General features: G+C 67.3%; 25 protein-coding genes. 7 read left to right on the top strand and 18 right to left on the bottom strand.

All coding sequences use genetic code 11. From position 1 onward, the window contains the following. Window positions 1-52: 52 nt before the first annotated feature. From BM197_RS02600 to BM197_RS02550, 11 genes are all read right to left on the bottom strand, one after another. Window positions 53-721: a response regulator gene (locus tag BM197_RS02600; protein ID WP_090708522.1), complete on the bottom strand. Its 669-nt coding sequence runs from the start codon at window positions 719-721 to the stop codon at window positions 53-55. After that, window positions 718-1,893: a sensor histidine kinase gene (locus BM197_RS02595; RefSeq protein ID WP_090708519.1), complete on the bottom strand. Its 1,176-nt coding sequence runs from the start codon at window positions 1,891-1,893 to the stop codon at window positions 718-720. The genes BM197_RS02600 and BM197_RS02595 overlap by 4 nt, the downstream gene beginning before the upstream one ends. A gap of 146 nt (window positions 1,894-2,039) precedes the next feature. Next, window positions 2,040-2,912 (bottom strand): ABC transporter permease, encoded by an 873-nt coding sequence (locus BM197_RS02590; protein WP_090708517.1) that lies wholly within the window; start codon window positions 2,910-2,912, stop codon window positions 2,040-2,042. Further along, window positions 2,905-3,816, bottom strand: coding sequence for an ABC transporter ATP-binding protein (locus tag BM197_RS02585; protein WP_090708516.1), 912 nt, complete (start codon window positions 3,814-3,816; stop codon window positions 2,905-2,907). The genes BM197_RS02590 and BM197_RS02585 overlap by 8 nt, the downstream gene beginning before the upstream one ends. A gap of 182 nt (window positions 3,817-3,998) precedes the next feature. Next, window positions 3,999-4,838: an ABC transporter ATP-binding protein gene (locus tag BM197_RS02580; protein WP_218151797.1), complete on the bottom strand. Its 840-nt coding sequence runs from the start codon at window positions 4,836-4,838 to the stop codon at window positions 3,999-4,001. Further along, window positions 4,838-5,899: a FecCD family ABC transporter permease gene (locus BM197_RS02575; protein WP_090708513.1), complete on the bottom strand. Its 1,062-nt coding sequence runs from the start codon at window positions 5,897-5,899 to the stop codon at window positions 4,838-4,840. The genes BM197_RS02580 and BM197_RS02575 overlap by 1 nt, the downstream gene beginning before the upstream one ends. Then, a complete protein-coding gene (locus BM197_RS02570; RefSeq protein ID WP_090708512.1) occupies window positions 5,896-6,930 on the bottom strand; it encodes a FecCD family ABC transporter permease in 1,035 nt (344 codons plus the stop codon). Before BM197_RS02570 ends, BM197_RS02575 begins: the two co-directional genes overlap by 4 nt. A 30-nt stretch (window positions 6,931-6,960) precedes the next feature. After that, complete coding sequence (locus BM197_RS02565; protein WP_090708511.1) at window positions 6,961-8,040, bottom strand: iron-siderophore ABC transporter substrate-binding protein; 1,080 nt, start codon at window positions 8,038-8,040, stop codon at window positions 6,961-6,963. Between the two features lie 110 nt (window positions 8,041-8,150). Then, entirely contained in the window at window positions 8,151-9,062 is a 912-nt protein-coding gene (locus tag BM197_RS02560; protein WP_090708510.1) for a siderophore-interacting protein, read from the bottom strand. Window positions 9,063-9,106: 44 nt separating this feature from the next. After that, window positions 9,107-9,682, bottom strand: coding sequence for an RBBP9/YdeN family alpha/beta hydrolase (locus BM197_RS02555; RefSeq protein WP_090708509.1), 576 nt, complete (start codon window positions 9,680-9,682; stop codon window positions 9,107-9,109). A gap of 112 nt (window positions 9,683-9,794) precedes the next feature. Further along, window positions 9,795-11,108, bottom strand: coding sequence for an MATE family efflux transporter (locus BM197_RS02550; RefSeq protein WP_090708508.1), 1,314 nt, complete (start codon window positions 11,106-11,108; stop codon window positions 9,795-9,797). Window positions 11,109-11,187: 79 nt separating this feature from the next. Between BM197_RS02550 and BM197_RS02545 the strand changes: the two genes are divergently transcribed. The 5 genes from BM197_RS02545 (at window position 11,188) to BM197_RS02525 (ending at window position 17,366) form a co-directional block, all read left to right on the top strand. Further along, window positions 11,188-11,547, top strand: a complete 360-nt coding sequence (locus BM197_RS02545) for a VOC family protein (RefSeq protein WP_218151796.1) — start codon at window positions 11,188-11,190, stop codon at window positions 11,545-11,547. 68 nt (window positions 11,548-11,615) lie between these two features. Then, window positions 11,616-12,572, top strand: coding sequence for an ABC transporter ATP-binding protein (locus BM197_RS02540; RefSeq protein WP_090708506.1), 957 nt, complete (start codon window positions 11,616-11,618; stop codon window positions 12,570-12,572). Beyond that, complete coding sequence (locus tag BM197_RS02535) at window positions 12,569-14,188, top strand: ABC transporter permease (protein ID WP_090708505.1); 1,620 nt, start codon at window positions 12,569-12,571, stop codon at window positions 14,186-14,188. Before BM197_RS02540 ends, BM197_RS02535 begins: the two co-directional genes overlap by 4 nt. A 70-nt stretch (window positions 14,189-14,258) precedes the next feature. Continuing rightward, entirely contained in the window at window positions 14,259-16,274 is a 2,016-nt protein-coding gene (locus BM197_RS02530; protein WP_090708500.1) for a M13 family metallopeptidase, read from the top strand. Between the two features lie 168 nt (window positions 16,275-16,442). After that, entirely contained in the window at window positions 16,443-17,366 is a 924-nt protein-coding gene (locus BM197_RS02525; protein WP_090708499.1) for a serine hydrolase, read from the top strand. Window positions 17,367-17,502: 136 nt separating this feature from the next. Here BM197_RS02525 and BM197_RS02520 read toward each other — a convergent pair whose 3' ends face one another. Together BM197_RS02520 and BM197_RS02515 are read right to left on the bottom strand one after the other, a co-directional pair. Beyond that, on the bottom strand, window positions 17,503-18,237 hold the full coding sequence (locus BM197_RS02520; protein ID WP_090708497.1) for an esterase/lipase family protein: 735 nt from the start codon (window positions 18,235-18,237) through the stop codon (window positions 17,503-17,505). Further along, complete coding sequence (locus BM197_RS02515) at window positions 18,234-18,983, bottom strand: alpha/beta fold hydrolase (RefSeq protein WP_090708495.1); 750 nt, start codon at window positions 18,981-18,983, stop codon at window positions 18,234-18,236. The genes BM197_RS02520 and BM197_RS02515 overlap by 4 nt, the downstream gene beginning before the upstream one ends. Before the next feature lie 192 nt (window positions 18,984-19,175). Here BM197_RS02515 and BM197_RS02510 point away from each other — a divergent pair, with 192 nt between their 5' ends. Next, window positions 19,176-20,561: a glycine--tRNA ligase gene (locus BM197_RS02510; RefSeq protein ID WP_090708494.1), complete on the top strand. Its 1,386-nt coding sequence runs from the start codon at window positions 19,176-19,178 to the stop codon at window positions 20,559-20,561. 226 nt (window positions 20,562-20,787) lie between these two features. Further along, window positions 20,788-21,186, top strand: a complete 399-nt coding sequence (locus BM197_RS02505) for a DUF4190 domain-containing protein (RefSeq protein ID WP_177216687.1) — start codon at window positions 20,788-20,790, stop codon at window positions 21,184-21,186. Window positions 21,187-21,298: 112 nt separating this feature from the next. On the opposite strand, the gene BM197_RS02500 is transcribed toward BM197_RS02505, so the two are convergent. The 5 genes from BM197_RS02500 to crtI form a co-directional block, all read right to left on the bottom strand. Next, window positions 21,299-22,639: a glutamyl-tRNA reductase gene (locus BM197_RS02500; RefSeq protein ID WP_090708491.1), complete on the bottom strand. Its 1,341-nt coding sequence runs from the start codon at window positions 22,637-22,639 to the stop codon at window positions 21,299-21,301. A gap of 138 nt (window positions 22,640-22,777) precedes the next feature. Then, window positions 22,778-23,662, bottom strand: a complete 885-nt coding sequence (locus BM197_RS02495; RefSeq protein WP_090708489.1) for a prenyltransferase — start codon at window positions 23,660-23,662, stop codon at window positions 22,778-22,780. Then, window positions 23,649-23,987: a lycopene cyclase domain-containing protein gene (locus tag BM197_RS02490; protein WP_090708487.1), complete on the bottom strand. Its 339-nt coding sequence runs from the start codon at window positions 23,985-23,987 to the stop codon at window positions 23,649-23,651. The genes BM197_RS02495 and BM197_RS02490 overlap by 14 nt, the downstream gene beginning before the upstream one ends. Next, window positions 23,984-24,310, bottom strand: a complete 327-nt coding sequence (locus BM197_RS02485) for a lycopene cyclase domain-containing protein (RefSeq protein WP_090708485.1) — start codon at window positions 24,308-24,310, stop codon at window positions 23,984-23,986. Before BM197_RS02485 ends, BM197_RS02490 begins: the two co-directional genes overlap by 4 nt. Continuing rightward, window positions 24,307-25,869 (bottom strand): phytoene desaturase family protein, encoded by a 1,563-nt coding sequence (gene crtI, locus BM197_RS02480; RefSeq protein WP_090708955.1) that lies wholly within the window; start codon window positions 25,867-25,869, stop codon window positions 24,307-24,309. The genes BM197_RS02485 and crtI overlap by 4 nt, the downstream gene beginning before the upstream one ends.

Below are 25,869 nucleotides of genomic sequence, written 5' to 3'. Positions count from 1 at the left end.
CCGAACGCGCGGATTTTGCGACCCTTTTGCCCTCGCGCGTCCTTGATCCGAGCTAGAGCACGCCGAGCTCGAGCGCGAGGGTGACGGCACGTGTGCGGTCAGAGACGCCGAGCTTCTCGAACACGTGCAGCAGGTGCGTCTTCACGGTGGCCTCGCTGATGAACAGGCGTTTAGCGATGACCGGGTTGCTGTCGCCCGCCGCGACGAGCCGCAGCACTTCGAGTTCTCGCGTGCTGAGCTTCGGGCGGGCGGGAAGCTTATCCTGCCGCATCCGCGCCACGAGTTTCGCCGCGATGGCCGGGGCGAGCACTGTCTGGCCGCCGACAACACTCCGCACCCCGGCGAGGATCTCCTCCTGTGGCGCGGCCTTGAGCAGGTAACCGCTCGCCCCTGCTTCGATCGCGCCGAGGATGTGGTCATCGGTCTCGTAGGTGGTGAGGATGAGTACGCGAGTGCCCGGCACGGTCTCGATGATGCGCGCGGTCGCCGCAGCGCCGTCCAACTCAGCGCCGTCCAATTCAGCACCGCCGGCGACGGGCATCCGGAGGTCCATGAGCACGATGTCCGGCCGGTGTTCCTGGGCAAGAGCCACGGCTTCCGCCCCGTTCGCTGCCTCGGCGACGACCTCGATGTCGTCGGCGAGGGAGAGCAGGGACGCAATCCCGGAGCGGACGATCGGGTGATCGTCGGCAACGATCACCCGGATGGGGAGTGCGGTCACGGTGCTGCGTCCTTCACGAGGGGGATGGTGATGGTGAGTTCGGTTCCTGAGCCGGTCGAGGCATCCGTCACGGTGAGCGTTCCGCCGACCAGCCCGACCCGGTCGCGCATGCCGCTCAGCCCGAAGCCGTATTCATCGCTGGGCTGGAAGCCGCCGAGCCCGCGCCCGTCGTCGGTGATGCGGAGGCTGACGCTGCCCGGTGTCTGGGCGACGGTGACGGATGCCGCGCGCGCGTCGGCGTGTTTCCGCACGTTCGCGAGCCCCTCCTGGGCGCACCTCAGGAGCACGACCTCGAGGTCACGGGGCAGTTCGGTGTGCGCGGCATCCGTCGTGACAGTGACGCCTGTCTCACGGGTGAAGCGCTCGCCGAGTCTGGCGAGAGTGTCGGCGAGGGAACCGTCCCGGTGCGGAAGCCCGGCGTTCACGGCAACGAGGGAGCGGGCTTCACTGAGCGCTTCACGGGCGGTTGTCTCGATCAGCTCAAGGGCGGCGTCCGTGGTGGGCTGCTCCAGCCTGGCGCGCTGCGCGAGCATCACGATGCTCGTCAGGCTCTGCGCGATCGTGTCGTGGATGTCGCGGGCGATGCGTTCCCGTTCGGCGGTCGCTCCGGCATCCCGGCTCAGCAGGTCCAGTTCGCCTTGAGCCGCCTTCAGTTCGTCGAGCAGGCGCTGGCGCTCTTCGCCGTACTCGGCGATGTTCGTGATCCACAGGCCGAAGGCGACACTGAACGCGAGCGACAGCCCGCCGACGAAGAGGCCCTGGATGATTCCATCGATGCCTCCGCCGATGCCGACGATGAAACCGACCGTGATGACCGATGCCGCCCCGATGTTGGCGAGCACCGCTTGCTTCGTGCTCAGCGAAGTCACCCAGAGAAGAGGGAAGACAATGACCTGCGCGGTGAGCATGTTCGGCTGGAATGCGGCGCCGACGGCGAGGATGAGGCTGAGGGCCACCTGCAGGACGATGCTCGGTGCCATCGAGCGGGGCGGCGGGTTCCGGTCCGCTGCGCCGACGAGCCGGCGACCGAAGCCGTAGTAGGTGACGCCGAGCAGTGCCAGGGCGACCCAGGCGCCCCACCGCTCGGGGCCGTCGCCGGCGATCCCCACGGTCGTGGCGACAATGAGGATCGTCGCCGCCACCGCGACATCCCACCACTTCGGACTGGTCACGGGACTACTCTCTCCTATTTCGAATCTTCGGCCTATTCAGGGGCTTTGGGTTCACGTGCTCACGAGGCGAAAACACCCGTTGCGGACAAGACCATCCGGTGTGCCGGGTGTTCTTGCCCGCAGCGGGTGAAACCGCGGCGCTTCCCTCAGCCGTCCTTCCGGATCCAGCGGAAGCTGAGGCGGGAGAGCACCAGTCCGAGGACGCACCAGATGAGGAGGTTGATCGCGACCGCGCCGAGTTCCCACGCGCCGTTCTGCTCGAGGGCAGCGAAGCTCTCAGGCAGGAACACCGATCGCATTCCCTGCGCCAGCCACTTGAGCGGGAAAAGGCTGGCGATGTTCTGGAGCCACTCAGGCAACATCGTGAACATCAGGTAGACGCCCGAGATGAACTGCAGCACCAGCACGATCGGAATGACCACCGCTGTCGCGCTCTTGCCCGACCGCGGTACGGCGGATAGCGCGATGCCGAGCACGGCCGAGGTGACGATGCCGAGCAGGTAGAGCCACGCGAAGGTCACCCACTTCTCGGGCTCCGTCGGGAGTTCGATCGAGAACACCACGCGCGCGACGACGAGCAACAGCGCCACTTGCGCGATCGAGGTCACGAAGACCTGGCCCATCTTGCCGGTGAAGTAGCTGATCACCGGTAGCGGGGAGCCGCCCAGGCGTTTGAGGGTGCCGTCGCTCTTCTCGTTGGCGATATCGGTGGCGAGGTTCTGTACACCGGAGAGCAGGATGCCTGCAGCGATCATCCCGGGAAGGAAGTATGCGCCCTGGCTGATTCCGCCGCTGCCGTCTGCGTTGGTGCCGACGTTGCCGCTCGCGCTGAATGCCGCGCTGAAGATCGAGAGCATGACGACGGGAAAGAGGAACGTGAAGAACACCTGGTCGCCGAGCCGGAAGTACACGCGCACCTCGTAGCCGATGCGCTTGAGGCCCAGGCGGATGCCGCGCCCGCGCGAGAGGGCGGGGACGCCCGTCGGAACGGTCGGCCGGTTAAGGGTCTGCTCAGACATGTGCTGGTTCTCCTGTTGTTGTTCTGGCGGAGGCTGGGTTGCGGTCTGCGGCCCCGACAAGGCCGAGGTAGACGTCTTCGAGGCTAGGTCGGACGATTTCCAGGTCGCGGGGCTCGCCCGCGGCCGCGTCGAGCAGCCGGGCGGCGAGGGCGGCGGGTTCGAGGGTGCGTTCCTCATGGAGACCGGCGTGATCGCGCCAGCGGACGATCGGGACCCGAGCCTCGGCTCCTCCGATGGTGTCGACCGGCCCGATCTCGACAAGCTTGCCGGCGGCGATGACAGCGACCCGGTCGGCCAGTTGGGCGGCTTCGTCGAGGTAGTGGGTCGTGAGGAGGATGGTGGTTCCGTCTGCCTTGAGCGAGCGGATGAGCTCCCAGAAATGGCGACGTGCCTCGGGGTCGAACCCCGTGGTCGGCTCGTCGAGGAACAACAACTGTGGTCGCCCGATGACACCGAGGGCGACGTCGACGCGACGGCGCTGGCCGCCGGACAGTTTGCCGATGCGGGTTTTCGCCTTCTCGGTGAGGCCGACGGCGGCAATCACCTCCTCCACGTCCCTGGGGTGGTCGTAGTAGGCGGCGAACTGCTCCACCTGCTCGCGGACGGTGACCTGCGCTGCCTCTGCGCTGGACTGCAGCACGATGCCGAGCTGTGCCTTCCATGCGACGCCGCCCTTCTGCGGATCGACGCCGAGCACGCGCACGGTCCCGCTGGTGCGGTCGCGGTAGCCTTCGAGGATTTCGATGGTTGTGGACTTGCCTGCGCCGTTCGGGCCGAGGAGGGCAAAAGTTTCGCCACGGCAGATGTTGAAGCTCACGTCGTCGACAGCGACGAGGCTGCCGTAGCGTTTGCCGAGGTTTTCGACCTCGACGATGGTGTCGGAGGATGGGGCGTGCTGGTTCATGGTTCCAGCGTGCCGCCATCGTGCAGGGCCCGGTAGCGGTGATCCGGCTGAATCGGCCATCAACCGATCGGTGGATGCCGCACACCCGGCCCCGCGCCGCCCGCTACTTCATGCGCTCCGGACGGAAGCATCCGGTGCACCGCGTGTGCCAGTCCGGAACAGGTGAACTCGGCGCGGGTGGGCTACCCCGCGAGCGGCGCGGCCCGCGGCACGACCATCGGCGTACCGGTCACCGGGTCCGGGATGATCACGCAGGGCAGCCCGAAGACGCTCTCGACGAGGTCGGCGGTGAGGATGTCACCCGGCATCCCGGATGCCACGACGCGGCCGTCCTTCATCACCACGAGGTGAGTGGCGTACCGTGCGGCCTGGTTGAGGTCGTGCAGGACGGCGACGAGCGTGCGACCCTCGGCGTGCAGCCGCGCGCACAACTCGAGGACCTCATACTGGTGGGCGATGTCGAGGAAGGTGGTCGGCTCGTCGAGCAGAACCAGGTCGGTCTGCTGGGCGAGGATCATCGCGATCCAGACGCGCTGCCGCTGACCCCCGGAGAGTTCCGAGACGAATCGCTCAGACAGGTCGGCGCACCCGGTCGACGAGAGGGCATCCGTCACCGCGAGCTCGTCCTCGTGCGACCACTGCTGGAACAATCCCTGGTGCGGGTACCGCCCACGGGCCACGAGGTCCCGCACGGCGATCGCCTCGGGTGCGATCGGGCTCTGCGGCAGCATCGCCAGTTGCCGTGCCACGGCCTTGCTGCGGTACGAGTCGATCGGTTGTCCGCCGAGCAGGACGGTCCCGGACTCCGGCTTGAGTGTGCGGCTGAGCGCCTTGAGCAGTGTCGACTTTCCGCAGGCATTCGGCCCGACGATGATCGTGAACCCGCCGTCAGGCAGGTCGATCGAGAGGTCGTCGACGACGACGCGCTTGTCGTACGCGAGGCGCAGGTTGCGCGCGGCAAGGCGGCTGGCGCCTGCGTGGGGGGCGTCGGATGCCATCGGGCTGGTTCCTGTTCGGGCCATCAGAGACTCCCCTTATTCCACTGGGCGATGAGCAAAAAGCCGAGGTAGATTCCACCGAGCAGCGCGGTCACCACGCCGACCGGCAGGGTCACGTCGATCGGCAGTTGTTGGGTGACGAGGTCGGCCAGGCCGAGCAGGAAAGCACCCATGAGTGCACTCGCGAGAATGTTCGGTCCGGCACTGCGGGTGACCCGTCGGGCGATCTGGGGTGCGACGAGGGCGATGAACGCGATCGGTCCTGCCACGCTCACCGCCGCTGTGGCAAGTCCGATCGCCACCAGGATGGTGAGCGTCCTGGTGGTCGCGCTTCGGGCGCCGAGGGCATCCGCTTGCTCGTCACCCATCTCGATCAGCTGCAGCCGACGGCTGAGGAGCAGCGCGCACGGCACGAGCACGACGACCGCGGTCACGATAGTGGTCGCGTGGTCCCAGTCACGCGCCGCAAGGCTTCCGTTGAGATACGACGCGAGCACGGTCGCCTGCTCGCGCCCGGCCCGGACGAGTACCCACTGCACGAACGCGAGCGACATGGCCGACACGCCGATGCCGACCAGGAGCATCCGTGCCGGGGAGGAGAAGCCGCTGCCGGTGCCGATGAAGACGAGCGCCATGGCGACGAACGCACCGACCAGGGCGCCGGCGGGCAGCGGGAGGATGCCAGGCCAGAGCAGCCCGAACGCGGCGGCACCGGCCGAGGCGCCGGACGTGATGCCGATGACGTCCGGGCTGCCGAGCGGGTTACGGGTCACGGTTTGGAAGAGGGCGCCCGAAACGGCGAGGGCAGCGCCCGCGGCGAGTCCGACGACGAGCCGCGGCCCGCGGAAGGCCAGGAGCACGATCTCGTCGCGCCTCGTACCGGCGCCCTGCACGGTGGGCACGATGTTCCCGAGGGCGATCCCAAGTTCGCCGAGGGTGAGCGTGAGCACAGCGACGACGAGAATTACCACGAGCAGGCTGCCGCCGACCACGAGCGAACGCGCCCGCAGCGGCAGACTCAGCCAGCCACCGATCCGCAGGGTCGGCGGGTGTGGGCGGACGGCAGTCGCCACGCTCCCCGTCACGCGGTCGCCTTCATCCGGCGAACGGCGAGGATGAGGATGGGTCCGCCCACGAAGGCGGTGACCACGCCGACCATGAGTTCCGCCGGACTGACGAGAATGCGACCGAGGATGTCTGCGGCGAGGATAAGCGCTGGGCCGGCGACGAGGCAGTACGGGAGCAGCCAGCGGTGGTCGGCGCCGGTGAGAGTGCGGACGATGTGCGGCACGGCGAGCCCGACGAAGAGAATCGGCCCGACCGCAGCGGTGGCCGCCGCGCAGAGCAGGGTCGTGGCGACGGCGCCAAGGATGCGGGTGCGGCCGACGTGGGCACCGAGGGCCCGGGCCGTGTCGTCGCCGAGGGCGAGGGCGTTGAGCAAACCGCACAGGGCGAGGGCGAGCAGCAAGCCGACGAGGATGAAGGGAAGGACCTCGAAGATCAGCTGCGGATCCCGCCCGGCGAGCGAGCCGATCACCCAGAACCGGTAAGCGTCGAAGACCTTCGGCAAACTCAGCGACACCGCCTGGATATAGGCGGCAAGCACCGACGACACGACCACGCCCGCGAGGACGAGCCGCACGGGGGTGGCCCTGCCGCGACCGGAGCCGAGCAGGTACACGACGATCACCGCGAGAAACGCACCGGGCAGGGCGACCCACACACTCGTGGCGCCGCTCACGCCGAGCGCCGTGGCGGTGACGATCGCGGCGGCCGCTCCGGTGTTGACGCCGAAGAGCCCCGGGTCGGCGAGCGGATTACGGGTGAGTCCCTGCATAACGCCTCCGGCGACGGCCAGCGCCGCACCGACGAGCAGCCCGAGCACGGTGCGGGGAACCCGGCTCGCGATCACGGCATCCGCATAGCTGTCACCGGGCTCGAAGAGGGCGTTCCAGACGTCTGGCAGGGGGATGTATTTGTTGCCGACCGCGAGGCTGAGCAGGATAAGAACGACGAGCAGCAGCGTCGTGATCCCCAAGCCGACCAGAAGCCTGGGCGTACGCCGACGAGCGCCGGGGGTGAACCCGGCGCCCGTCGACAGGGCCGTTGCGGTCATCTCTGCGTATGGCGGCGAACGGAGCCGCCGTTACTTCGCAGCCTTGGTGACGGCATCCTCGATGAACGGAATGTACTTGTCGAGAGCCCACGGAACGCTGAGCGGCGTGATCATGCTCGACGCCATGCCCAACTGGTTGTCGACGCTCGGCACGTACGACCCACGCTCAACAGCGGGGATCTGCGCGAACAGCGGCTGCGCCTCGATGAGCTTCTGGTTCTCTTCGTCGTTGAACCAGGTGAAGAGCACGTCGACGTCATCGAGCAGGTCGGCGCGTTCCAGCCCGACCGTCGAACTGAAGCTGCCGTCGGTGAGCGGAACCTCGCCGACGCTCTCGTCGATCGTCATGCCGAGGCCCGTGATCAGGTCGACGCGGGGGTCGCCGGCCTGGTACAGCGCGAGGGCGCCCGGCTCTGCGGCGTAGACGTAGGCGAAGCTCAGGCCGGCGAATTCGGGATGCTCCGCTGCTGCGGCGGCGATGTCCTCGTCGATACCGGTGATGAGCTCGGCTGCCTCGTCGCTCTTGCCGAGCGCCTTGCCGATGATCTCGATCTGGTCGTCCCAGGTGGTCCGCCAGGCGGAGTCGGGGTAGGCGACGACGGGAGCGATCTCGCTGAGGGTCGCAAACTCGTCCTCCGAGATTCCCGACTGGGGCGCGAGGATCAGGTCTGGGGCGAGCTCGAGCACCGCTTCCACGTCGATCTCCGGGTACACGTTGAACGTCGTCGGGAGGTCGTCGCCCTTCTTCTCGATGGCATCGCGGACCCACGGGAAGTACTGGTCCTCGTCGCCGCCCCACGTTGCGGCCTCGACGCCGACCGGTGTGGTGCCGAGGGCGATCGCAGTGTCTGCCGAACCCCAGCCGATCGTCACGACGCTCTTCGGTTCACTGGGAATCACGGCGTCGCCGAGGGCGCTTTCGATCGTCACAGGGAACGCTCCGCTGTCGGTTGCGGTGGCGTCCGTCTCGCTCGATGCCGTGGTGGCGCAGCCTGACAGCAGCACGGCGCTCGTCGCCACGACGGCCAGCATGGTGGCGCCGCGGCGGAGTGAGGTGGCGCCGCGGCGGAGTGAGGTGGCGCGACGTCGCAAAGAGGGAGGAGTGTGCATCTGGGAATCCCTTCGGTGGATGCAGCGGATGCCGCGGGGCGCGGCTGGTTCGGGCGGGTAGAGGTAATCGGAATGTTCGGGTGCTCGCGAGGGAAGTCGGGCGGCGGGGTTTAGTTCTCGGCCCGGCCGGTGCGCCAGTAGCCCATGAAGGCGACCTGGTGGCGGTCGAGTCCGGTTTCTGAGACGAGGAATCGGCGGAGGGTCTTGATCACGCTTGCCTCACCGGCAAGCCAGGCGTACAGCTCGCTGCCGCGTGTCGACGGCTCCGGAACCTCCCAGAGAATCTCGTGGTCGATGTCCACGTCAGAAACGTCGGCGCCGTGGTGGGCGTCGGTGATGTAACTTGCGGTCCAGGAACGGACGGCGGGTTCGAGCGCCGAGCCGTGGGGTTGATCGCCGCGGGCCAGCCAGGTGACCTCGACGCCGTCCGGCGCGCCCGTGGCGACGGCATCCGCTTCGTGTGGAACCTCGAGGAAGGCGCAGCCTCGTGCGCTCCGCGGCAGGGAAGCGAGGATGGAGCAGATGGCGGGGGTGGCGGTTTCGTCGCCGGCGAGCAGGATGCGTTTCGCCGCGCCGGGCTTCCACTCGATGCCGACGCTGGGGTCTTCGCCGCGGGAGTCCGGCCCGACGACGCAGAGCTCGTCGCCGATGCGGGCGTTTTGCACCCAGCGTGAGGCGGGCCCACCGTCACCGTGAAGCACGAAATCGACGTCGACCTCGCTGCGCCCGGGGCGCACGGCGCGGACCGTGTACGTGCGGATCGGGTTGCGGAGTTCGTCCGGCAGAGCGCGCCAGCCGCCGAACCAGTCGGTTTCGTCGAGCGGAGTGATGCCGACGCCAGGAAGAGGCAGAACGATCTTGATGCGCTGGTCGAGGCCGTGCGTGCCGAAGTGGGACAGCTCAGCGCCGGTGAACGTGACCCGCACGAACGTGGGGCTGAGTCGTTGCACTCCGGCAACAGACACGGCGTATGGCCGGAAGTTCGGGATCGTCCGCGGACGAGCTTCCGTCGTAGTTAGCATTGCCTAAGTATGGCATGCCTAACCTCACTTTCGCGAGGACTTTTTTAGCGCCCGGTGTGAAGGTCGGCCGATAGCATCCGGTCGAGAACCGGTAATAGCTCCGGAAGTGACCGGCAACCCTGTCGTTCGACGAAGTGCCCGCCACCCGGGATGACCGTCAGCGGCGCCTCCAGGCCCTGAGCCAGGGCAGCGGTGATGGGCGGCGCGACGGTGGTGTCATTGTCTGACCCGAGCACGTGCCTCTGCCGGGCGCCGTCGAGAATCACCTCCACATCCAGCGGTGCCGTGGTGAACGGGTCGAGCTTCGGAAGGTTCGGCAGCGGCTGCGCAAAGCCTGCCACCAGGATGAGGCCGCGAAGCGTCCACGGTCGCGGCCACTGGGCGAGCATCCGGAGCGTGGTGATCGAGCCCAGGCTGTGCCCGATGAGGATGGTGTCGTCGTTCACCTCGCCGACGGCATCCCGCATGGTATCGAGCCACTGACCTGGTTGCGGGCGCGTCGAGTTCGGCAGCGCCGGTATCTGGACGACGCCAGGGGCGTACTGGTCGACGAGCCATGGGAACCAGTGCTTTTTCGGCGAGGCGAGGTAGCCGTGCGCGACGACGATCCGGGGCGACATTCTCCGAGTCTGCCAGCCGGTGCGCCCTCAATAGGGTGCCAGGGGCGAAACGAGCCCTCTTTTCCTGTTGAGTGTGTGTTGACGGCGACCGCTCAGGGCGAGCGCGTGCGGGTTACGCTCCGGTTCGCATCCACGCCGTCGTGCGGGCTCGAAGCCCGAGCGTCGTGGCGCGGGCGGCCAGATACCCCAGTGTGAACGCGGCGGTGAGCAGGGCGAGCCCCGTGGCATCCGACGGCGCGGCGACGAGCACCCAGAGGGCCAGGGGCACGAAGACCGCGACGTTCAGGATGCCGGTGAGTGCGAGATACCGCGCGTCACCGGCGCCGATCAACACGCCGTCGAGAACGAACACGAAGCCGGCCAGCGGGGTGCTGATGCCCAGCACGACGAGGCTCGGCATGAGGAATCGGGCCAGTTCGGGGTCGCCGGTGAACAGCAGCCCGGCGACCCCGGACGTAGCGATCACGATGAGCCCGAGGACCAGGCCGGCGCCGACTCCCCACTGCAGACATCGGGCGAGGATCGAGCGCACCAGGGTGGTGTCTGCGGCCCCGAGGCTCTTGCCGATGAGGGCCTGCGCGGCGATGGCGAGGGCGTCGAGCGCGAACGCGGTGAACGTGAAGATGGTCATCACGATCTGGAACCCGGCGAGTTCGGTCGTGCCGAGTCCCGTTGCGACGAACGCGGCCAGGAGGATCGCAACCCGCAGGCTCACCGTGCGCACGAACAGCCAGCCGCCCGAGAGCGCCGACCCGGAGATGCCTTCCCGATGCGGCCGGAGTGACGCGCCGGTTCGGCGGGCGTGGTGCATCACCACAGCCAGGTAGGCCATGGCCATGCCCCATTGCGCGAGGACCGTCCCGATGGCAGCGCCCGCGATGCCGAACTCCAGCAGATAAATGAACACGAAGTTGAGCGCGATGTTCACCGCGAAGCCGGCGGTCGCGACAAAAAGCGGCGTTCGTGTGTCCTGCAGCCCGCGCAGCAGGCCGGTCGCCGCGAAAACGAGCAGCATCGCCGGCAGCCCGGCCATCGAAATCGAGAGGTAGACGGATGCCTGCTCCGTCACATCCGGCGACGCACCGAACGGTGCGACGAGGACCGGCGTCGCGAACCAGCCGGAGACCGCAAGCACCGCGCCGAGGCCGAGCGCGAGCCACAACCCGTCAATGCCGACGGAGACCGCGCCCGGCTCATCGCCGGCACCCAGCCGCCGGGCAACCGCCGGTGTGGTCGCGTATGCCAGAAAGACCATGAGGCCGATGATCGTCTGGATGATCACTCCGGCGATGCCGAGTCCGGCGAGCGGGGTGACGCCGAGGTGTCCGACCATGGCCGAATCGGCCAGGAGGAACAGTGGTTCGGCGACGAGTGCGCCGAGGGTGGGGACCGCGAGTCGAAGGATGTCACGGTTCACTGTGGTCACTGATCGAGCCTATCTGCGCGGCCGGTCGAGATCTTCCGAGGGCTTCCGCAGCGAGCGGCGACGCCCGTAGTCTCGCATCGTGATCGGAGAATTGCGAAGTGTGGTCCTCGACTGCCCTAACCCCGACGAGCTCGCCTCGTTCTACGAGGAGCTGCTCGGTATGGGCCGCATCATCGACGAACCCGACTGGGTGGCGCTGAAGAGCGCGGACGGCGGCCCCCGTGTCGCCTTTCAGTTGGTCGACGGGTACAACCCGCCCCAGTGGCCTGGCCAGGTCGTGCCGCAGCAGTCGCATCTCGATGTCACCGTCGTCGATCTCGATGCAGCGGAGCAGAAAGTGCTGGCGCTCGGAGCCACGGATGCCGGCTACCGCGAAGACGATTTCCGGGTCTATCTCGACCCGGCGGGGCATCCGTTCTGCCTCTGCGTCGACGACTGACGAGCGCCTTTGCGACACGGCGCCTGACCCGCTTAACAACACTTCTGATCGAGCGTATTGTCCGCAGCATGAGCACCGTGATCTCAGCGCAGCAACTGCGGAAGTACTACGGCAAGACCCGGGCCCTCGACGGCCTCGATCTCAGCGTGACGACGGGCGAAATCCACGGCTTCCTCGGCCCGAACGGCGCCGGCAAGTCCACGACGATCCGTATTCTCCTCGGCCTGGCCAGGGCGACATCCGGCAGTGTGTCCGTTCTCGGCAGGAACCCCTGGACGGATGCCGTCGCGCTCCACCGCAAAATGGCCTACGTCCCCGGCGGGGTCGCGCTCTGGCCAACCCTCACCGGCGGTGAGGCGATCGACCTGCTCAGCAGGCTGCGGGGCATCGACGATCCGGCCGAATACCATGCCCGGCGGGAGCACCTCACCGAGGTCTTCCAGTTCGACCCGAGCCGCAAGGGCCACACCTATTCGACCGGCAACCGGCAGAAGGTCGCACTCATTGCCGCGCTCTCCACCCGGGCCAGCATCTACCTGCTCGACGAGCCCACCGCAGGGCTTGACCCGCTCATGGAAGCCGTGTTCCGCCGGGAACTCGCCGCTGTGGTGGCTGACGGCGCCACCGTACTCCTCTCGAGCCACATCCTCAGCGAGGTCGAGCAACTCTGCGACCGGGTCAGCATCATCCGGGCCGGCCGGATCGTCGAGTCTGGCACGCTGGCCGACCTGCGGCACCTCACCCGCACGGAGGTCGCCTTCGTGGCCGAGGGGCTCGCCGAAGCGGAACTGCGCGACATCCCCGGCAGCCACGACCTCGTGATCGACGGGCAGCGGGCACGGTTCACCGCCGACAGCGACGAGCTCGTCGACGTGCTGCCGACGCTCGCGCAGCTCCACGTCCGTGGCCTCACCGTGACCCCGCCCTCGCTCGAGGAACTGTTCCTCAGCCACTACGGCGACCCGTCGACCGATACCGCCCGCCAGACCCGGCGCGCCGCCCGCCACACCCGGGTCAGCCGATGAGCACCCTGGCGATCCTCGTCCGGCACCGGATGAGGCGTGACCGAATCCAGACACCGGTCTGGCTGGTGTCGATCGGGGCTCTCATCCTGTTCTCGGCGCTTGCCCTGGAGGACACGTTCGGGGATGTCGATGAGCGAACGGTACTCGTCCGGCTTGCCTCAGCGAATCCGGCCATCATGTTCATCCGTGGCGTGCCGCAGGGCACGGGTGCTGCTGCGGTGCTCATCTTCACGGTTCTGGCGTTCACCGGTGTGCTGGTCGGTCTGATGAACACCTTCCTCGCCGTCCGCCACCTGCGGGCGGAGGAGGAGAGCGGCCGCGCCGACCTCGTCGCATCGACCCCCGCCGCCCGGACGTTCCCGGCGCTGGCGACCCTCATCTACGGCCTCCTGGTGAACGCGGTGCTCGCGATCGTGGTGGCCGGGTGCCTGATCGTCGCCGGGCAGGACGCATCCGGCTCAATCGTCAGCGGCCTCGCGCTCGCTGCCGTCGGCGTCGTCTTCCTGACGGTTGGCGGCGTGACATCCGAGCTGATGCCGAGTTCGCGCGCCGCGAACGGCCTCGCCGTCGGTGTCGTCCTCCTCACCTACCTGTTGCGGGGGATCGCCGACGCTTTCGGGACGGTGTCAGCAGACGGGCTGAGCGTCGACAGCGCCTGGCCGGCTTGGCTGTCACCGATCGGCTGGGCGCAAAAGACGCGCCCGTTCACCGAGAACGATCTGACACCGCTGTTGCTGAGCCTCGCGACCGCCGCTCTGCTCGTCGGAGTCGCCGTACTCCTCACGAGGCACAGGGACACCGGGGCGAGCGTGCTGGCGACCAACACCGGCAGGACGACGGCCCGTCCATCTCTCGCCAACTCTGTCGGCCTGGCCTGGCGGCTGCAGTGGCCGTCGATCGTGGCCTGGTGCGTCGGGGCGGCTGCGTTCGGAGTCTTCGGGGGATCCCTCGGGACGGCCGTCGCGACATCCGACCTCGCGGACAGCCCCGTCGCAGACCAACTCGCCCGGATCTCCCGGGGCGGGAACACCCTCACCGAGGCGTTCATCTCGGTCATCTTCACCCTCATCGGCGTCGTTGCCGCCGGGTGCGCCATCCAGGCCATCGTGCGGCTGCGCCAGGAGGAGTCACACGTCGACGGTGAACTTGTGCTCTCGACGCCGGTGTCGCGGTACTCCTGGGCCGGCGCGTACATGGGGATCGGGGCGATCGCGGTCGTACTGGTCCTCGCGGCCGGCGGGACGGCATCCGTTCTCGCCGCACTCGCGGTGGGTGCCCCGGAGGAGAGCATTGAGGACTCGGTCGCGGCAGCGGTCGCCCAGTTGCCTGCGGCTCTGCTGTTCCTCACCGGCGTGGCCCTCGTCTGGTCGGTCGTGCCGCGGCTCACGGCGGGGCTCGGCTGGGGGTTGCTGGCGCTGTCGGCATTCCTCGGCATGTTCGGTGCCCTCGTGGGGCTGCCCGACTGGACGGCGGATCTGTCACCATTCAGCCACACACCGGTGCCGTCCGGCGCAGACACGGACTGGGCGGGGGGATTCGTGATGGCAGGGCTGGCGATCATTGCCGGTGCCGCCGCGCTCATCTTCTTCCGGCGGCGGGATGTCGCCGTCGGATGATCCGTGACGGGGGTGACCGCAGTCGGAAATCGTCCGCCCGTAACGTGCATCAGTCTCCTAGGGTGGACCTATGACGAACGCGGCTCTTCCCTCCGGAATCTCCCTCGACGAACTCGACCCAGCGGTGCGGCCGCAGGACGACCTGTACCGGCACGTCAACGGCAAGTGGCTAGCCCGGACCGAGATCCCGGCGGACAAAGCCCGCTGGGGCTCCTTCCACATGCTCGCCGAGGAGGCCGAAAAGGCAGTCCAGGCGATCATCCTCGAGGCGCAGGACGCCGCGGTCGACGCGAACGCCGATCCGGAGCAGCGCAAGGTCGGCGACCTCTACGCCAGCTTCATGGACGAAGGCCTGGTCGAAGCGCTCGGTGCGACGCCGATTGCCGGACAGCTAGCCGCCATCGAGAACATCGGCTCGATCCAGCAGCTCGTGCGTACAACGGCCCAACTGGACCGCGCGGGGGTGAGCGGGTTCTTCCAGCTCTACGTCGACAACGACCCCGGCAACCCGGAGCGCTACCTCGTGCTCCTCGAGCAGGGCGGGATCTCGCTGCCAGACGAGAGCTACTACCGCGACGACAAGTTCGCCTCGATCCGCACGGCGTACGTCTCCCACATTGAGCAGATGTTCGAGCTCGTGGCAGAAGGCGTGCCAGGGGGCTCGCAGTTCCGGAGTGCCGCCGCCCGTGCGCAGCACGTTTTCGACATCGAGACCGCGATCGCTGCCGTGCACTGGGACAACGTGCGTTCCCGCGACAGCGAAGCGACCTACAACCTGCACACCTGGGACGAGGCCGCCGCGCTGTTCTCCGGCCGTGACGGGGATCGTGCGCTGATCGACGCCTGGCTGCAGGCCCTCGGTGCGCCAGAGGGGGCATTCGACGAGGTCGTCGTCCGTCAGCCGAGCTTCTTCGCCGGGCTCGCTCCGCTGCTGGTGTCGTCGAAGCTTGAGGCGTGGAAGGACTGGCTCGCGTGGAAGGTCATCCATGGTGCGGCACCGTACCTCTCGCGCGACTTCGTGGCGGCCAATTTCGGTTTCTACGGCCGCACCCTCTCGGGGACGCCTGAGATTCGCGACCGCTGGAAGCGGGGTGTCTCGCTCGTCGAGAGCGTGCTCGGTGAAGCGGTCGGCAAGATCTACGTCGACCGACACTTCCCTGCCGAGGCGAAAGCCTCGATGGATGTGCTCGTCGACAACCTGGTCGAGGCGTACCGCGGGTCGATCAGCACGCTGACCTGGATGGGTAACGACACCCGCAAACGGGCACTCGAGAAGCTCGAGAAGTTCACGCCGAAAATCGGTTTCCCCTCGAAGTGGCGCGACTACGAGAGCCTCGACGTGCAACGCACCGATCTTCTCGGCAACGTCCGCCGCGCCAGTCTGTTCGAGTTCAACCGCGAGCTCGGCAAGATCGGCAAGCCGCTCGACCGCGAAGAGTGGTTCATGACTCCGCAGACGATCAACGCCTACTACAACCCCGGCTTCAACGAGATCGTGTTCCCCGCCGCCATCCTGCAGTTCCCTTTCTTCGAGCAGGGCCGGGATGCCGCCGCGAACTACGGCGCGATCGGTGCGGTCATCGGGCACGAGATCGGGCACGGATTCGACGACCAGGGCTCCAAGTACGACGGCAATGGAAAGCTCACCGACTGGTGGACCGCGAAGGACCGCAAGGCGTTCGAGAAGCGAACAGCGTCGCTGATCGCCCAGTTCAATGCCCTTGCACCGGCCCAGGTCGCCGACCACCACGTCAACGGAGCACTCACCATCGGTGAGAACATCGGCGACCTCGGTGGCCTGTCGATCGCGTGGAAGGCCTACCTGATCTCGCTCGCCGGTGAGGAGCCGCCGGTGATCGACGGGCTCACCGGCGCCGAGCGGTTCTTCCTCTCCTGGGCGCAGGCCTGGCAGCAGAAAGCCCGCGACGCCGAGGTCATCCGGCTCCTCGCGATCGACCCCCACTCGCCGAACGAGTTCCGCTGCAACCAGATCGTGCGGAATATCGACGAGTTCTACCAGACCTTCGACGTCACCCCGGCGGATGCCCTCTGGCTGGACCCGTCGCAGCGGGTCACCATCTGGTAGCCGCCTCCTCCGACCGCGGCAGGTCTGCGATACTTGGAGTTACGGCCACGGCGATCGTCCGTGCTTCCCGCGAGGGGCGGGCATCCATTTTTCCGGCCGGACCAAGGCAATCTGTGATCGGCGCGAGCTTCCGCGATCGAACCGCTCACTCTACGGAGATCAAATCCAGTGGTACCGTCGACGCAACATCCAGCTGCACCGCAGTCGTACAGCCGTACGCGGCAACGGGAGCGTCGACGCGCCAGGCACCGGTCGGCCGAGCCCGCTGAAACGTTCGCGCGGAGCCTGAAGGCGCTCGGATTCCTCGCCCGGAACGGCGTGCAGGTCTCGGCACGCGTCACGGACCTGTCGACGGGCGCGGAGTTGTTGAGCGTCGATGACTACGTCGTCATGCCGACCGCCTCGATCGGCAAAGTGCTCCTGCTAATCGAGGTTGCCGCCCGGTTGTCCGACACGGAGTTCGCGGCGCTCACCATCATGGACCGGGAGTCCAACGATTCGGTCGGTGATTCCGGAATCTGGCAGCACCTTCAGGCGCCTTCGCTCCCCGTGGCTGACCTCGCTGCGCTGATCGGCGCAACGAGCGACAACCTCGCGACCAATGTGCTGCTGCGGCTGATCGGACTCGACTCGGTGCGCAGGCGGGCCGAGTCGATCGGGCTGAAGCGAACCGCCCTCCTCGACCGGGTCCGTGACCAGCGCGGCCCTGACGACGCCCCGCACCTGTCGGTCGGCTCGATGAAAGAAGTCGCCTGGCTGTTCTCCGCTCTCGCCAGGGGCGAAATCGTCGACGCGGCTACAAGCCAGCGGGTGGCCGGCTGGCTCTCGCTCAACGCCGACCTGTCGATGGTGGCATCCGCCTTTGGCATGGACCCGCTGTCGCACCGCTCGGGGGACCACGGCATCCAGATGTTCAACAAGACCGGCGTCGACCCCGGTGTGCGTGCCGACGCCGGCGTGGTCCGTGGGCCGCGGGCGGGGGTCGCCTATGCGGTCGCCGTGTCCTTCGCCGACACCGACCTCTCGACGAGGCTCGCTGTGTACGACTCCCTCCACACCCTGGGCCTCGACCTCGTGGAGTACATTCACTAGCTCGGTCGCTTTTGGCTGCATGGATTCGTTGCTCGGTCGCTTTTGGCCGGACTTCGGCGCGGAAATTCGACCAGAAGCGCCCAGCAACACTCACTGTGGGTGCGGCGCTCGGTACTGCCCCGCCGGTGGCTCCCTACTACGCCACCGGGGCGGCACGCAGCACTGCTGACGCCTCCGACGAACGCACCAGGAGGTCGACGGCATCCGTCACCGCGTCCAGCGTCTGCGGCTGGTGAAGGATGGCGAAGTGTCCGTCGACGGGGAGCTTCACGTTGGTGGCGCCGACAAGCACACTGCCGTCGGGCACGTGCGGGTCGAACCCGCCGAAGATGGAGACGATCCTGGCATTAACGCTTGAGTTCTTGCCGAGGCTGACGATCGTCTCGTGCGTCGGGATGAACGCCCTCAGGGTCTGGCCGAGCACGTAGCGGGCGTACCGCGAGCCGGCAAACGGTGTGCAGATGGCGACGAGGCCCAGCAGATGCAGCTCGTCCGAAGACGAGACCAGCATGTGCTTTCCGACGAGTCCGCCCTTACTGTGGGCGACGATCAGCCGGCCGGCCGGGTTCGCCGACACCCGCGACAGTGCGCGCGCGAGCCGCTCAGACGTTTCCACGATCGGGCGGCGGTTGTAGCCCAGGCCGTGCACGACGCTGACCGGATATCCGGCGGCGTTGAGCCGCTCGGCAATCGGCCGCAGGAAGTTCCACCGCTCGTACACGCCAGGAATCAGCACGATCGTCGGCTTGCCGGGCTCACCAACGCTGAACGAGGGCGGGACGGTCCAGGCCAGCGTCGACCGGGCGTGAACGACGCCGGCATCAACATAGTCGACGGCCCAAACCCTGACCTTGTGCAGCAGCGTGCTCACCGTTTTCCCTCCGTATGGTCGGCGATGAGGCCGCCAACCGTCTTCCCGTTGGTCATCATCACCTCGTGTCCGGTTCCAGGAACCTGCACGAGCCGGGCGCTCGGGATCGTCGCGACGATCCGGTCGACCCACTCCTTCGTGCAGAGAAAATCCTCGGTGCCCCTCACGACGAGCGTGTCGGCTGTCACCTGCGGCATTGTCTCCTCCACGCGGTGGTCCATCATCATGCGGAGGGTCTTGAAGTACCAGCGCGGCCCGGCTTTGAGGTAGTAGACCAGCCCGTACCCGATCACCCGAAGCTGTGTGCCCCAGAGGTCCTGCACGAGTCGCAGTGCCTGTATCCGGGCGACACGCTCCTCCGGGTTCACGGTGGGGCTGATCAGAACGACGCGGTCGAAGAGCTCCGGATGCCGCGCGGCCGCTTCGACAGCCACCTGGGCTCCCATCGAGTGCCCGACGAGAACCGGGTTCGCGATGTGGAGGCGTTCAACGAGCTCCGCGATGAGGTCGCCCAACTCGTGCATGTCGAGTGGTGACTCGGGCTCCGGGGCGTCGCCGAAGCCAGGCAGATCGAGTGCGTACACCCGCCCGTGCTGCCCAAGAGTGTCGGTGAGCGCGCCCCAGTAGCGCCGGCCCATGCCGATCCCGTGGAGAAGGATGAAGCTCTGCGCTGTACGGATGCCGCTCTCCGCAACGACCGTGACACGCTCACGAGATCGGAACTCGGACGTGTGCGGCGCAGGCATTCCGTCAGTCTACGTTCGCCTGCCGGGGTGCGGGCTGAGCGGATTCGGTGGTTGCGGATGCCGGCGCGGATGACAGCCGGGGCGACGTGGCGGCCCGAATCTCTCGGCGGCGACCGCGCTCAGGAGGCGCGGCTAAGCTGGAGGAGCGTCCGTGCAGCCGGCACGGGCCTCTTTTTTGCATCAGGAGCCATAGTGGCCGCATCCAGCCGTCTCGACTCAGTCATCGCCCTCGCCCGCCACCGCGGCTTCGTCTTCCAGGCCGGTGAGATCTACGGAGGTTCGAGATCCGCCTGGGATTACGGGCCCCTCGGAGTGGAGCTGAAGGAGAACATCAAGCGCCAGTGGTGGAAGCACATGGTCACCCGTCGTGACGATGTGGTCGGCCTGGACTCCAGCGTGATCCTCCCCAAGAAGGTGTGGGAAGCATCCGGCCACGTCGGAGTCTTCACCGACCCGCTCGTCGAATGCCTCAGCTGCCACAAGCGGTTCCGCGAGGACCACCTGCTCGAAGCATTCGAGGAGAAGAAGGGCCGCCCCCCGGAGAACGGGATGCTCGACATCGCCTGCCCGAACTGCGGAACCCGTGGCGAGTGGACGCCTCCCCGCGACTTCAACATGATGCTCAAGACCTACCTCGGCCCTGTTGAGGACGAGTCGGGTATGCATTACCTGCGCCCCGAGACGGCTCAGGGCATCTTCGTGAACTTCGCCAACGTGCTACAGGCCGCCCGCATCAAGCCGCCGTTCGGTGTCGGCCAGATCGGCAAGAGCTTCCGCAACGAGATCACGCCCGGAAACTTCATCTTCCGCACCCGCGAGTTCGAGCAGATGGAACTCGAGTTCTTCGTCGAGCCCGGCTCCGATGAAGAGTGGCACCAGTACTGGATCGACTACCGGTACAACTGGTACACCGACCTCGGTATCGACCCCGAGAACCTGCGTCTGTTCGAACACCCGCAGGAGAAGCTCTCGCACTATTCGAAACGCACCGTCGATATCGAGTACAAGTTCGGCTTCGTCGGTGGGGACTGGGGCGAGCTCGAAGGTGTCGCGAACCGCACCGACTTCGACCTCACCACCCACGCCGAGCACTCGGGCAAGGACCTCTCGTTCTTCGACCAGGGCAAGAACGAACGCTGGGTTCCGTACGTCATCGAGCCGGCGGCCGGACTGACCCGCTCGCTCATGGCGTTCCTGGTCGACGCGTACCACGAAGAGGAAGTACCGAATGCGAAGGGCGGCACAGACAAGCGCACGGTGCTGAAGCTCGACCCGCGCCTTGCACCCGTGAAGGCTGCTGTTCTTCCGCTCAGCCGCAATGAGGCCTTGTCGCCGATCGCGAAGAAGATCGCGGCCGAGCTGCGTGAGTCGTGGAACATCGACTTCGATGACGCCGGCGCCATCGGCCGCCGCTACCGCCGTCAGGACGAGGTCGGCACTCCGTACTGCGTCACCGTGGACTTCGATTCGCTCGAGGACCACGCCGTCACCGTGCGTGACCGCGACACGATGGCCCAGGAACGTGTTCCTGTCGACAAGCTCTACCTGTACCTCGCCGAGCGGCTGAAGGGCGCGTAAGCGTCCGAACCGCAGCAGAGCACAGGCCGTCCCGGATCCGGGGCGGCCTTTGCTCTTCCCCTCCTTCCATTAGAGGCATAAGGTGGGCGGCAACGAAAGGGTGAGCAACGGCCGCGGTCATCACCCCCGCGAAGAGGGCAGTTCTGCCCATCCCATGCGCCGTCACCGCAATTGACACTCACCTACGCCGACTGCCAGCATGGAAGCCGGCTTACAAAGGAGCACTATGACTGACAACAACATTCCGCCAGTACCCCCGGCCGGCTCGAATCAGCCCTACGGTCAGAACCCGCAGCAGGCTCCGCAGTACGGCGCACCGCAGTACAACGCACCGCAGTACGGCGCTCCCCAGTACGGTGGCCAGGGCTACGGCCAGCAGTCGCAGAAGTGGAACGTACTCGCGATCATCACCCTGGTGAGCTCGATCCTCGGTTTCGCTCTCATCTCCATCGTCCTCGGTATCATCTCGCTCAACCAGATCAAGCGCACCGGTGAGCAGGGCAAGGTTCTCGCCATCATCGGTATCGTGATCGGTGCTCTCTCCACGATCGGCTACATCATCGCGATCATCGCCTTTTTCGCAATCCTCGGCTCTGCGGGATCGACAGGCTTCGAGACCTACTAGATCGTCTTTTCCAGAACGCCCGCGCCACGCTTTCGTGGTGCGGGCGTTTTCCGTTTGCTGCCGTGCGTGACGGGCGAGGGGAACTCCGGCGCGAGCCGGGACGAGCGTCAGCTCAGGATGCCACTTCGTCTTCCTCAAGGTCGACGACCGCTTCCGACTGCACGGCGAGACCGAACAGTGCATCGAGGGCATCGATGTAGCGCTGGGCGTCTCCGGCGCGAGCGAAGTCACGGGCACGCACGGTCGGAGTGTGCAGAAGCCGGCCCATCATGTGCCGCAGTGCCTGCTGGGCAACACCGTCCGGGTCGCGAGGGGCAACCCGTTCGATCTCTGACTCCAGCAGCTCCTGGGCATGCCGGCGCAGGGCGACGACGGCGGGAGCGAGGCTCTGCTCGTCGGTGACGGCGGCGAACTTGCGGGCGGCGCGGTCGACGATGTCGTGCGCATGGTCCGTCGCCTGCAGCTCCTCGAGCGGTGCGTGGATGCGGATCGTCTCGAGGTCGAGAAGGTCCACCCCGTGCACACCGGCGACGTCGGGGTCGACGTTGCGGGGCAGTCCGAGGTCGATGACCAGCTGGCCGGCGTCCGAGTGAACCGGGCAACCGGGGGTGCCGTCGTGTTCGAAGATCGGGAGGGACTCCTGAGACGCGCGGCGGCCGGCGGTCAGCAGGGCGGCGTCGAGGACGAAGCCGGATGCCGTCGTGCAGGTGACGACGATGGTCGCCTCCGCGGCTTCACGCGGGAAAGCATCCGCTTCAACCGCCCGGATCGCGTGGCTCGCGGCGAAACCGGCAGCGCGGCCGGAAGGGGAGTACACCCGGACATCGGTGACGCCGCGGTCGCGGAGCGCGGCGAGGCTTGCGCCCGCATAGGCGCCGGTGCCGATGAGCAGCACGCGGACGGCCGACCAGTCGACGATGCGGCTCTCAGCCAGGTCGAGGGCGAGGCGCACGATCGAACGGCCGGCTCGTCCCAGCGGGGTGTTGTTCTTCACGCCGCGGGAGGTCTGCGACGCGCGCTGGAACAGTCGTTCCAGGTCGCTGGTGGTGGTGCCGGCTTTCCGGGCGGTCTCAAGCGACCGACGCACCTGACCCGCGATCTCACCCTCGCCGACGATGACGGATTCGAGGCCGGATGACACGGCGAAGAGGTGCCTGGCCGCGTCCTCGTCGGTGTGGACGCTCCAGGTCGCGCGCAGCTCTTCGGCCGGGATGCCTGAGGCGGCGCTGACCGCGGCGGTTGCGGCTTCGACGCCCACCTGGTGGCCTGCCGTGACCGGCTCGTCGAGGTCGATGTACGCCTCGAAACGGTTGCAGGTCGAGATGACGACGGCTCCGCTGACGCATTCGGAATGGCCGGTGATGCGTTCGGCAACGAACTCGGCGCCCCCGGAGAGACGCTCGAGGAGGTCGAAGGAGGCGTTTTTGTGACTCGCCGTCAGACACATGAGCACCAGTCAAGGATACATTCTGAATCCAGGTGCTCTGAGCAGCACGGGTTCCGTCCGCTCAGGGCGCACAATTCAGCCTGGAACGTTGGCTGGCCGCCGGATCGGCGGCACAGTGGAGCACGGGCGCAGCTGCAGGCTGAGTTATGAGCGGAGGAAGGACCACGCGATCAGCAGCATGGTGACGAGGAAGCCGACGAGGAAGTTCAGCCAGAGAAAATGTTTCCAGCCGCGGTTGGCACGCTCCGAATCGGCGTCGCTGAGAGAGCGGTATGGCAGCGCGGCGACGATGTACGGGAGCGGGAGGAGTGCTCCGAGCGGGCCCGGCCATTCGGTGAAGAGCATCAGCAACCCGGCAGCCGTCCAGGCGCCGAGCGCGAACCGCACGGTCTTCGCCGCTCCGAGCACCGTGGCGATGGAGGCGATGCCGCCCTCGCGGTCGGGGAGGATGTCCTGCACGGCGCCGAAAGCGTGGCTGGCCATGCCCCAGAGGAAGAATGCGCCGAGCAAGGCGTACAGCTCAGGCGTCGGAGTGGCACCGGCGAGGACGAGCCCGTACACGGCGGGGCTGACGAAGTGCGTGCTCGAGGTCACCGAGTCCAGGAACGGCCGCTCCTTGAACCGCAACCCGGGCGCCGAGTAGGCGACAACGGCGAACAGGCTGATGGCCAAGACGAGCCACGACCCGGGGCCGCCGAGCAGGACGAGCACGAGGACGAAGGGGATGCAGGTGGTGGCGGCGGCGAGGAGGGTCCACCGGTGCAGGCTGCGGTCGAGCACGGCGCCCTCGACGCCGCCCTTGCGCGGATTGGCCAGGTCCGACTCGTAGTCGAAGACGTCGTTGATCCCGTACATCGCCAGGTTGTACGGCACGAGGAAGAAGACCGTTCCGACGACGAGGGCGAGGTCGACCACGCCGGCGGTCAGCAGATAGGCCGCGGCGAACGGGAAGGCCGTATTGATCCAGCTGAGCGGCCGTGACGACAGCAGCAGCTGCCCGGCGACCCGGGTGGGGCTATTCGTCGGCATCGGCGCCCTTTCCGCCCAATCGGCCGAGGAGCAGCCAGACAGCGGGCAACAGGAGGAGCGCGGCGGCCGGGTAGGCGAAGTCCTCGAGCGGCGCAGCGCCGATCAGGATACCGGCGAGGTGGACCGGTTCGTACACCATGAGCCCCGTCGCGATCATGACGTTGTCGAACACGGCGGTGAGCACGGTGAGGGCGATTGCCGTGGCGAGGGCCGGCAACCACCAGCGGGAGAGGAGGCTCCGCCGGTCGCGCGCGGTGGCCAGTGCGACGGTAAGCACCGCGGCAGCGATTGCGAGGAAGACGAGGCTGAGAGTGACATAGGTCATCGTCTCACCGCCCGGGCGCGGAAGAGGGCGTCGGCGCCGGTGAGGAGCACCATCGTCAGGTAGCAGAGGAACGCGAGGAAAAAGAGTTCCTCGAGCGGAAGTTCCGGCGCGACGACGATTCCCGTCATGAACGCGGTTTCGCCCCGGTAGAAGATGCCGAGCCCGATTCCGAGCAGGTCCCAGAGCACGAAGAAGACGACTCCGACCGCGAGGACGATCGCGGCGCGGCGGGCGTCGCGCCAGAAGAACAGCGAGAAGCGCCGATCGAGCAGCACCATACAGCCGATCGAGGCGAGCAGCACGAGAAAGTACACGACGCTCATAGCGGCTCGGGAAGTGGACCGGTGCTGAGGTCGCCGCGGATGCGCTTGAGCACGAGCTCAGCGCTGATCAGGCACATGGGCAGCCCGATCCCTGGCACCGTCGTGCCCCCGGCGTAGTAAAGGCCGTCGACCTTGGACGACGCGTTCTTTCCCCGCAGGAAGGCGCTCTGCCGCAGGGTGTGCGCAGGGCCGAGGGATGTTCCGCGCCAGGAATTGAGGTCATCCCTAAAATCCTGCGGTCCGACCGTCTTACGCACCACCACTCGCTCGGCAAGGTCCGGGATGCCAGCCCACGTCGCAATCTGCGCGATCACGGTGTCGGCGAGTTCTTCGACGACAGGTGCACCACTGCGGTCTTCGCCACCGGAGCCGATTCCCGGGTCGGCAGGGACCGGAACGAGGACGAAGAGGTTCTCGTGGCCGGCGGGGGCGACGGTGTCATCGGTCGCGCTCGGCCGACAGACGTAGATCGACGCCGGATCCGGTATCGACGTCGTCTCGCCGAAGATCCGGTCGAAGTTGTCGTGCCAGTCCTTGGTGAAGAACAGGCTGTGGTGGGCGAGTTCGGGCAATCCGCCCTCGACGCCGAGCATCAGGAGCACGGCTCCCGGACCGGGGACGCGGTTGTCCCACCAGCTTTCGGGGTAACTCTGCAGTGCCGGCGGCAGGAGCGTGGTCTCGGTGTGGTGCAGGTCGGCCGCTGACACGACGACATCCGCTTCGAGGTGCTGGCCGATGCCCATGGCGTCGGTGTAGCGGACACCGGTCGCGCGCGCCCGTTTCGCGCCGTCCGTCGTGATGGCGGTCACCGTGGCATCCGTCGTCACCGTGACGCCGGCCGCCGTCGCGAGGCCCTCGATGCTCCTGATCACCTCGAAGAAACCACCGCGCGGGTAGTAGACCCCGTCTTCGAGGTCGAGGTGGCTCATCAGGTGATAGAGGCTGGGGGCGGCGAACGGTGACGAACCGAGGAAGACGGCCGGGTAGCCAAGGATCTGGCGAAGGCGCGGGTCGGCGAATGACCGCGAGGTGAGCGTGTCCAGTGGCTGCAGCAGAAGTCGCGCGAGACGCCCGCTGCGGCCGACGACATCACGCGTGAGCGCGGTGCGGTACGACTGGAAGGTGCTGTAGAGAAAGCGCCGGACCGCGATCTCATACGTGTCGCGGGCGGATGCCAGGTAGCGGGAGAGTGCGGCGCGCCCACCCGGTTCGATCCGTTCGAAGGTGTCGAGGTTGGTTTCACGGTCGGCGGCGATGTCGATCGGCTCGTCGTGCTTTTCGAAGAACACGCGGTACCCGGGGTCGAGCTTCGACAGGTCGAGCTCGTGGTCGGCTGAGCTGCCCATCAGGCGGAAGAAGTGGTCGAAGACTTGCGGCATGAGGTACCAGCTCGGGCCGGTGTCGAATCGGAAGCCATCCTTTTCCCAGCTCCCCGCCCGCCCGCCGATTCCCGAGCGGGCTTCGAGCAGCGTCACCGTGAAGCCGTCCTTTGCCAGAAGCCCAGCAGTGGCCAGACCGGCGATGCCTCCTCCGATCACGATGGCCGACCGGGCTCTCAC

Source organism: Mycetocola miduiensis (assembly GCF_900115155.1).
Taxonomy (GTDB): Bacteria; Actinomycetota; Actinomycetes; order Actinomycetales; family Microbacteriaceae; genus Mycetocola_A; species Mycetocola_A miduiensis.
The sequence above is the reverse complement of the archived record's forward strand: the minus strand, read 5'-3'. Positions and strand labels throughout refer to the sequence as shown.

Bases quoted from the DNA above. Each gene is read 5' to 3' on its own strand.
- BM197_RS02535 (WP_090708505.1), top strand. From the start codon at position 12,569: ATGAGCACCCTGGCGATCCTCGTCCGGCACCGGATGAGGCGTGACCGA.
- BM197_RS02560 (WP_090708510.1), bottom strand. From the start codon at position 9,062: ATGCTAACTACGACGGAAGCTCGTCCGCGGACGATCCCGAACTTCCGG.
- BM197_RS02570 (WP_090708512.1), bottom strand. From the start codon at position 6,930: ATGACCGCAACGGCCCTGTCGACGGGCGCCGGGTTCACCCCCGGCGCT.
- BM197_RS02530 (WP_090708500.1), top strand. From the start codon at position 14,259: ATGACGAACGCGGCTCTTCCCTCCGGAATCTCCCTCGACGAACTCGAC.
- BM197_RS02495 (WP_090708489.1), bottom strand. From the start codon at position 23,662: ATGCCGACGAATAGCCCCACCCGGGTCGCCGGGCAGCTGCTGCTGTCG.
- BM197_RS02515 (WP_090708495.1), bottom strand. From the start codon at position 18,983: ATGCCTGCGCCGCACACGTCCGAGTTCCGATCTCGTGAGCGTGTCACG.
- BM197_RS02490 (WP_090708487.1), bottom strand. From the start codon at position 23,987: ATGACCTATGTCACTCTCAGCCTCGTCTTCCTCGCAATCGCTGCCGCG.
- BM197_RS02580 (WP_218151797.1), bottom strand. From the start codon at position 4,838: ATGGCCCGAACAGGAACCAGCCCGATGGCATCCGACGCCCCCCACGCA.
- BM197_RS02565 (WP_090708511.1), bottom strand. From the start codon at position 8,040: ATGCACACTCCTCCCTCTTTGCGACGTCGCGCCACCTCACTCCGCCGC.
- BM197_RS02485 (WP_090708485.1), bottom strand. From the start codon at position 24,310: ATGAGCGTCGTGTACTTTCTCGTGCTGCTCGCCTCGATCGGCTGTATG.
- BM197_RS02585 (WP_090708516.1), bottom strand. From the start codon at position 3,816: ATGAACCAGCACGCCCCATCCTCCGACACCATCGTCGAGGTCGAAAAC.
- BM197_RS02555 (WP_090708509.1), bottom strand. From the start codon at position 9,682: ATGTCGCCCCGGATCGTCGTCGCGCACGGCTACCTCGCCTCGCCGAAA.
- BM197_RS02540 (WP_090708506.1), top strand. From the start codon at position 11,616: ATGAGCACCGTGATCTCAGCGCAGCAACTGCGGAAGTACTACGGCAAG.
- BM197_RS02590 (WP_090708517.1), bottom strand. From the start codon at position 2,912: ATGTCTGAGCAGACCCTTAACCGGCCGACCGTTCCGACGGGCGTCCCC.
- BM197_RS02505 (WP_177216687.1), top strand. From the start codon at position 20,788: ATGACTGACAACAACATTCCGCCAGTACCCCCGGCCGGCTCGAATCAG.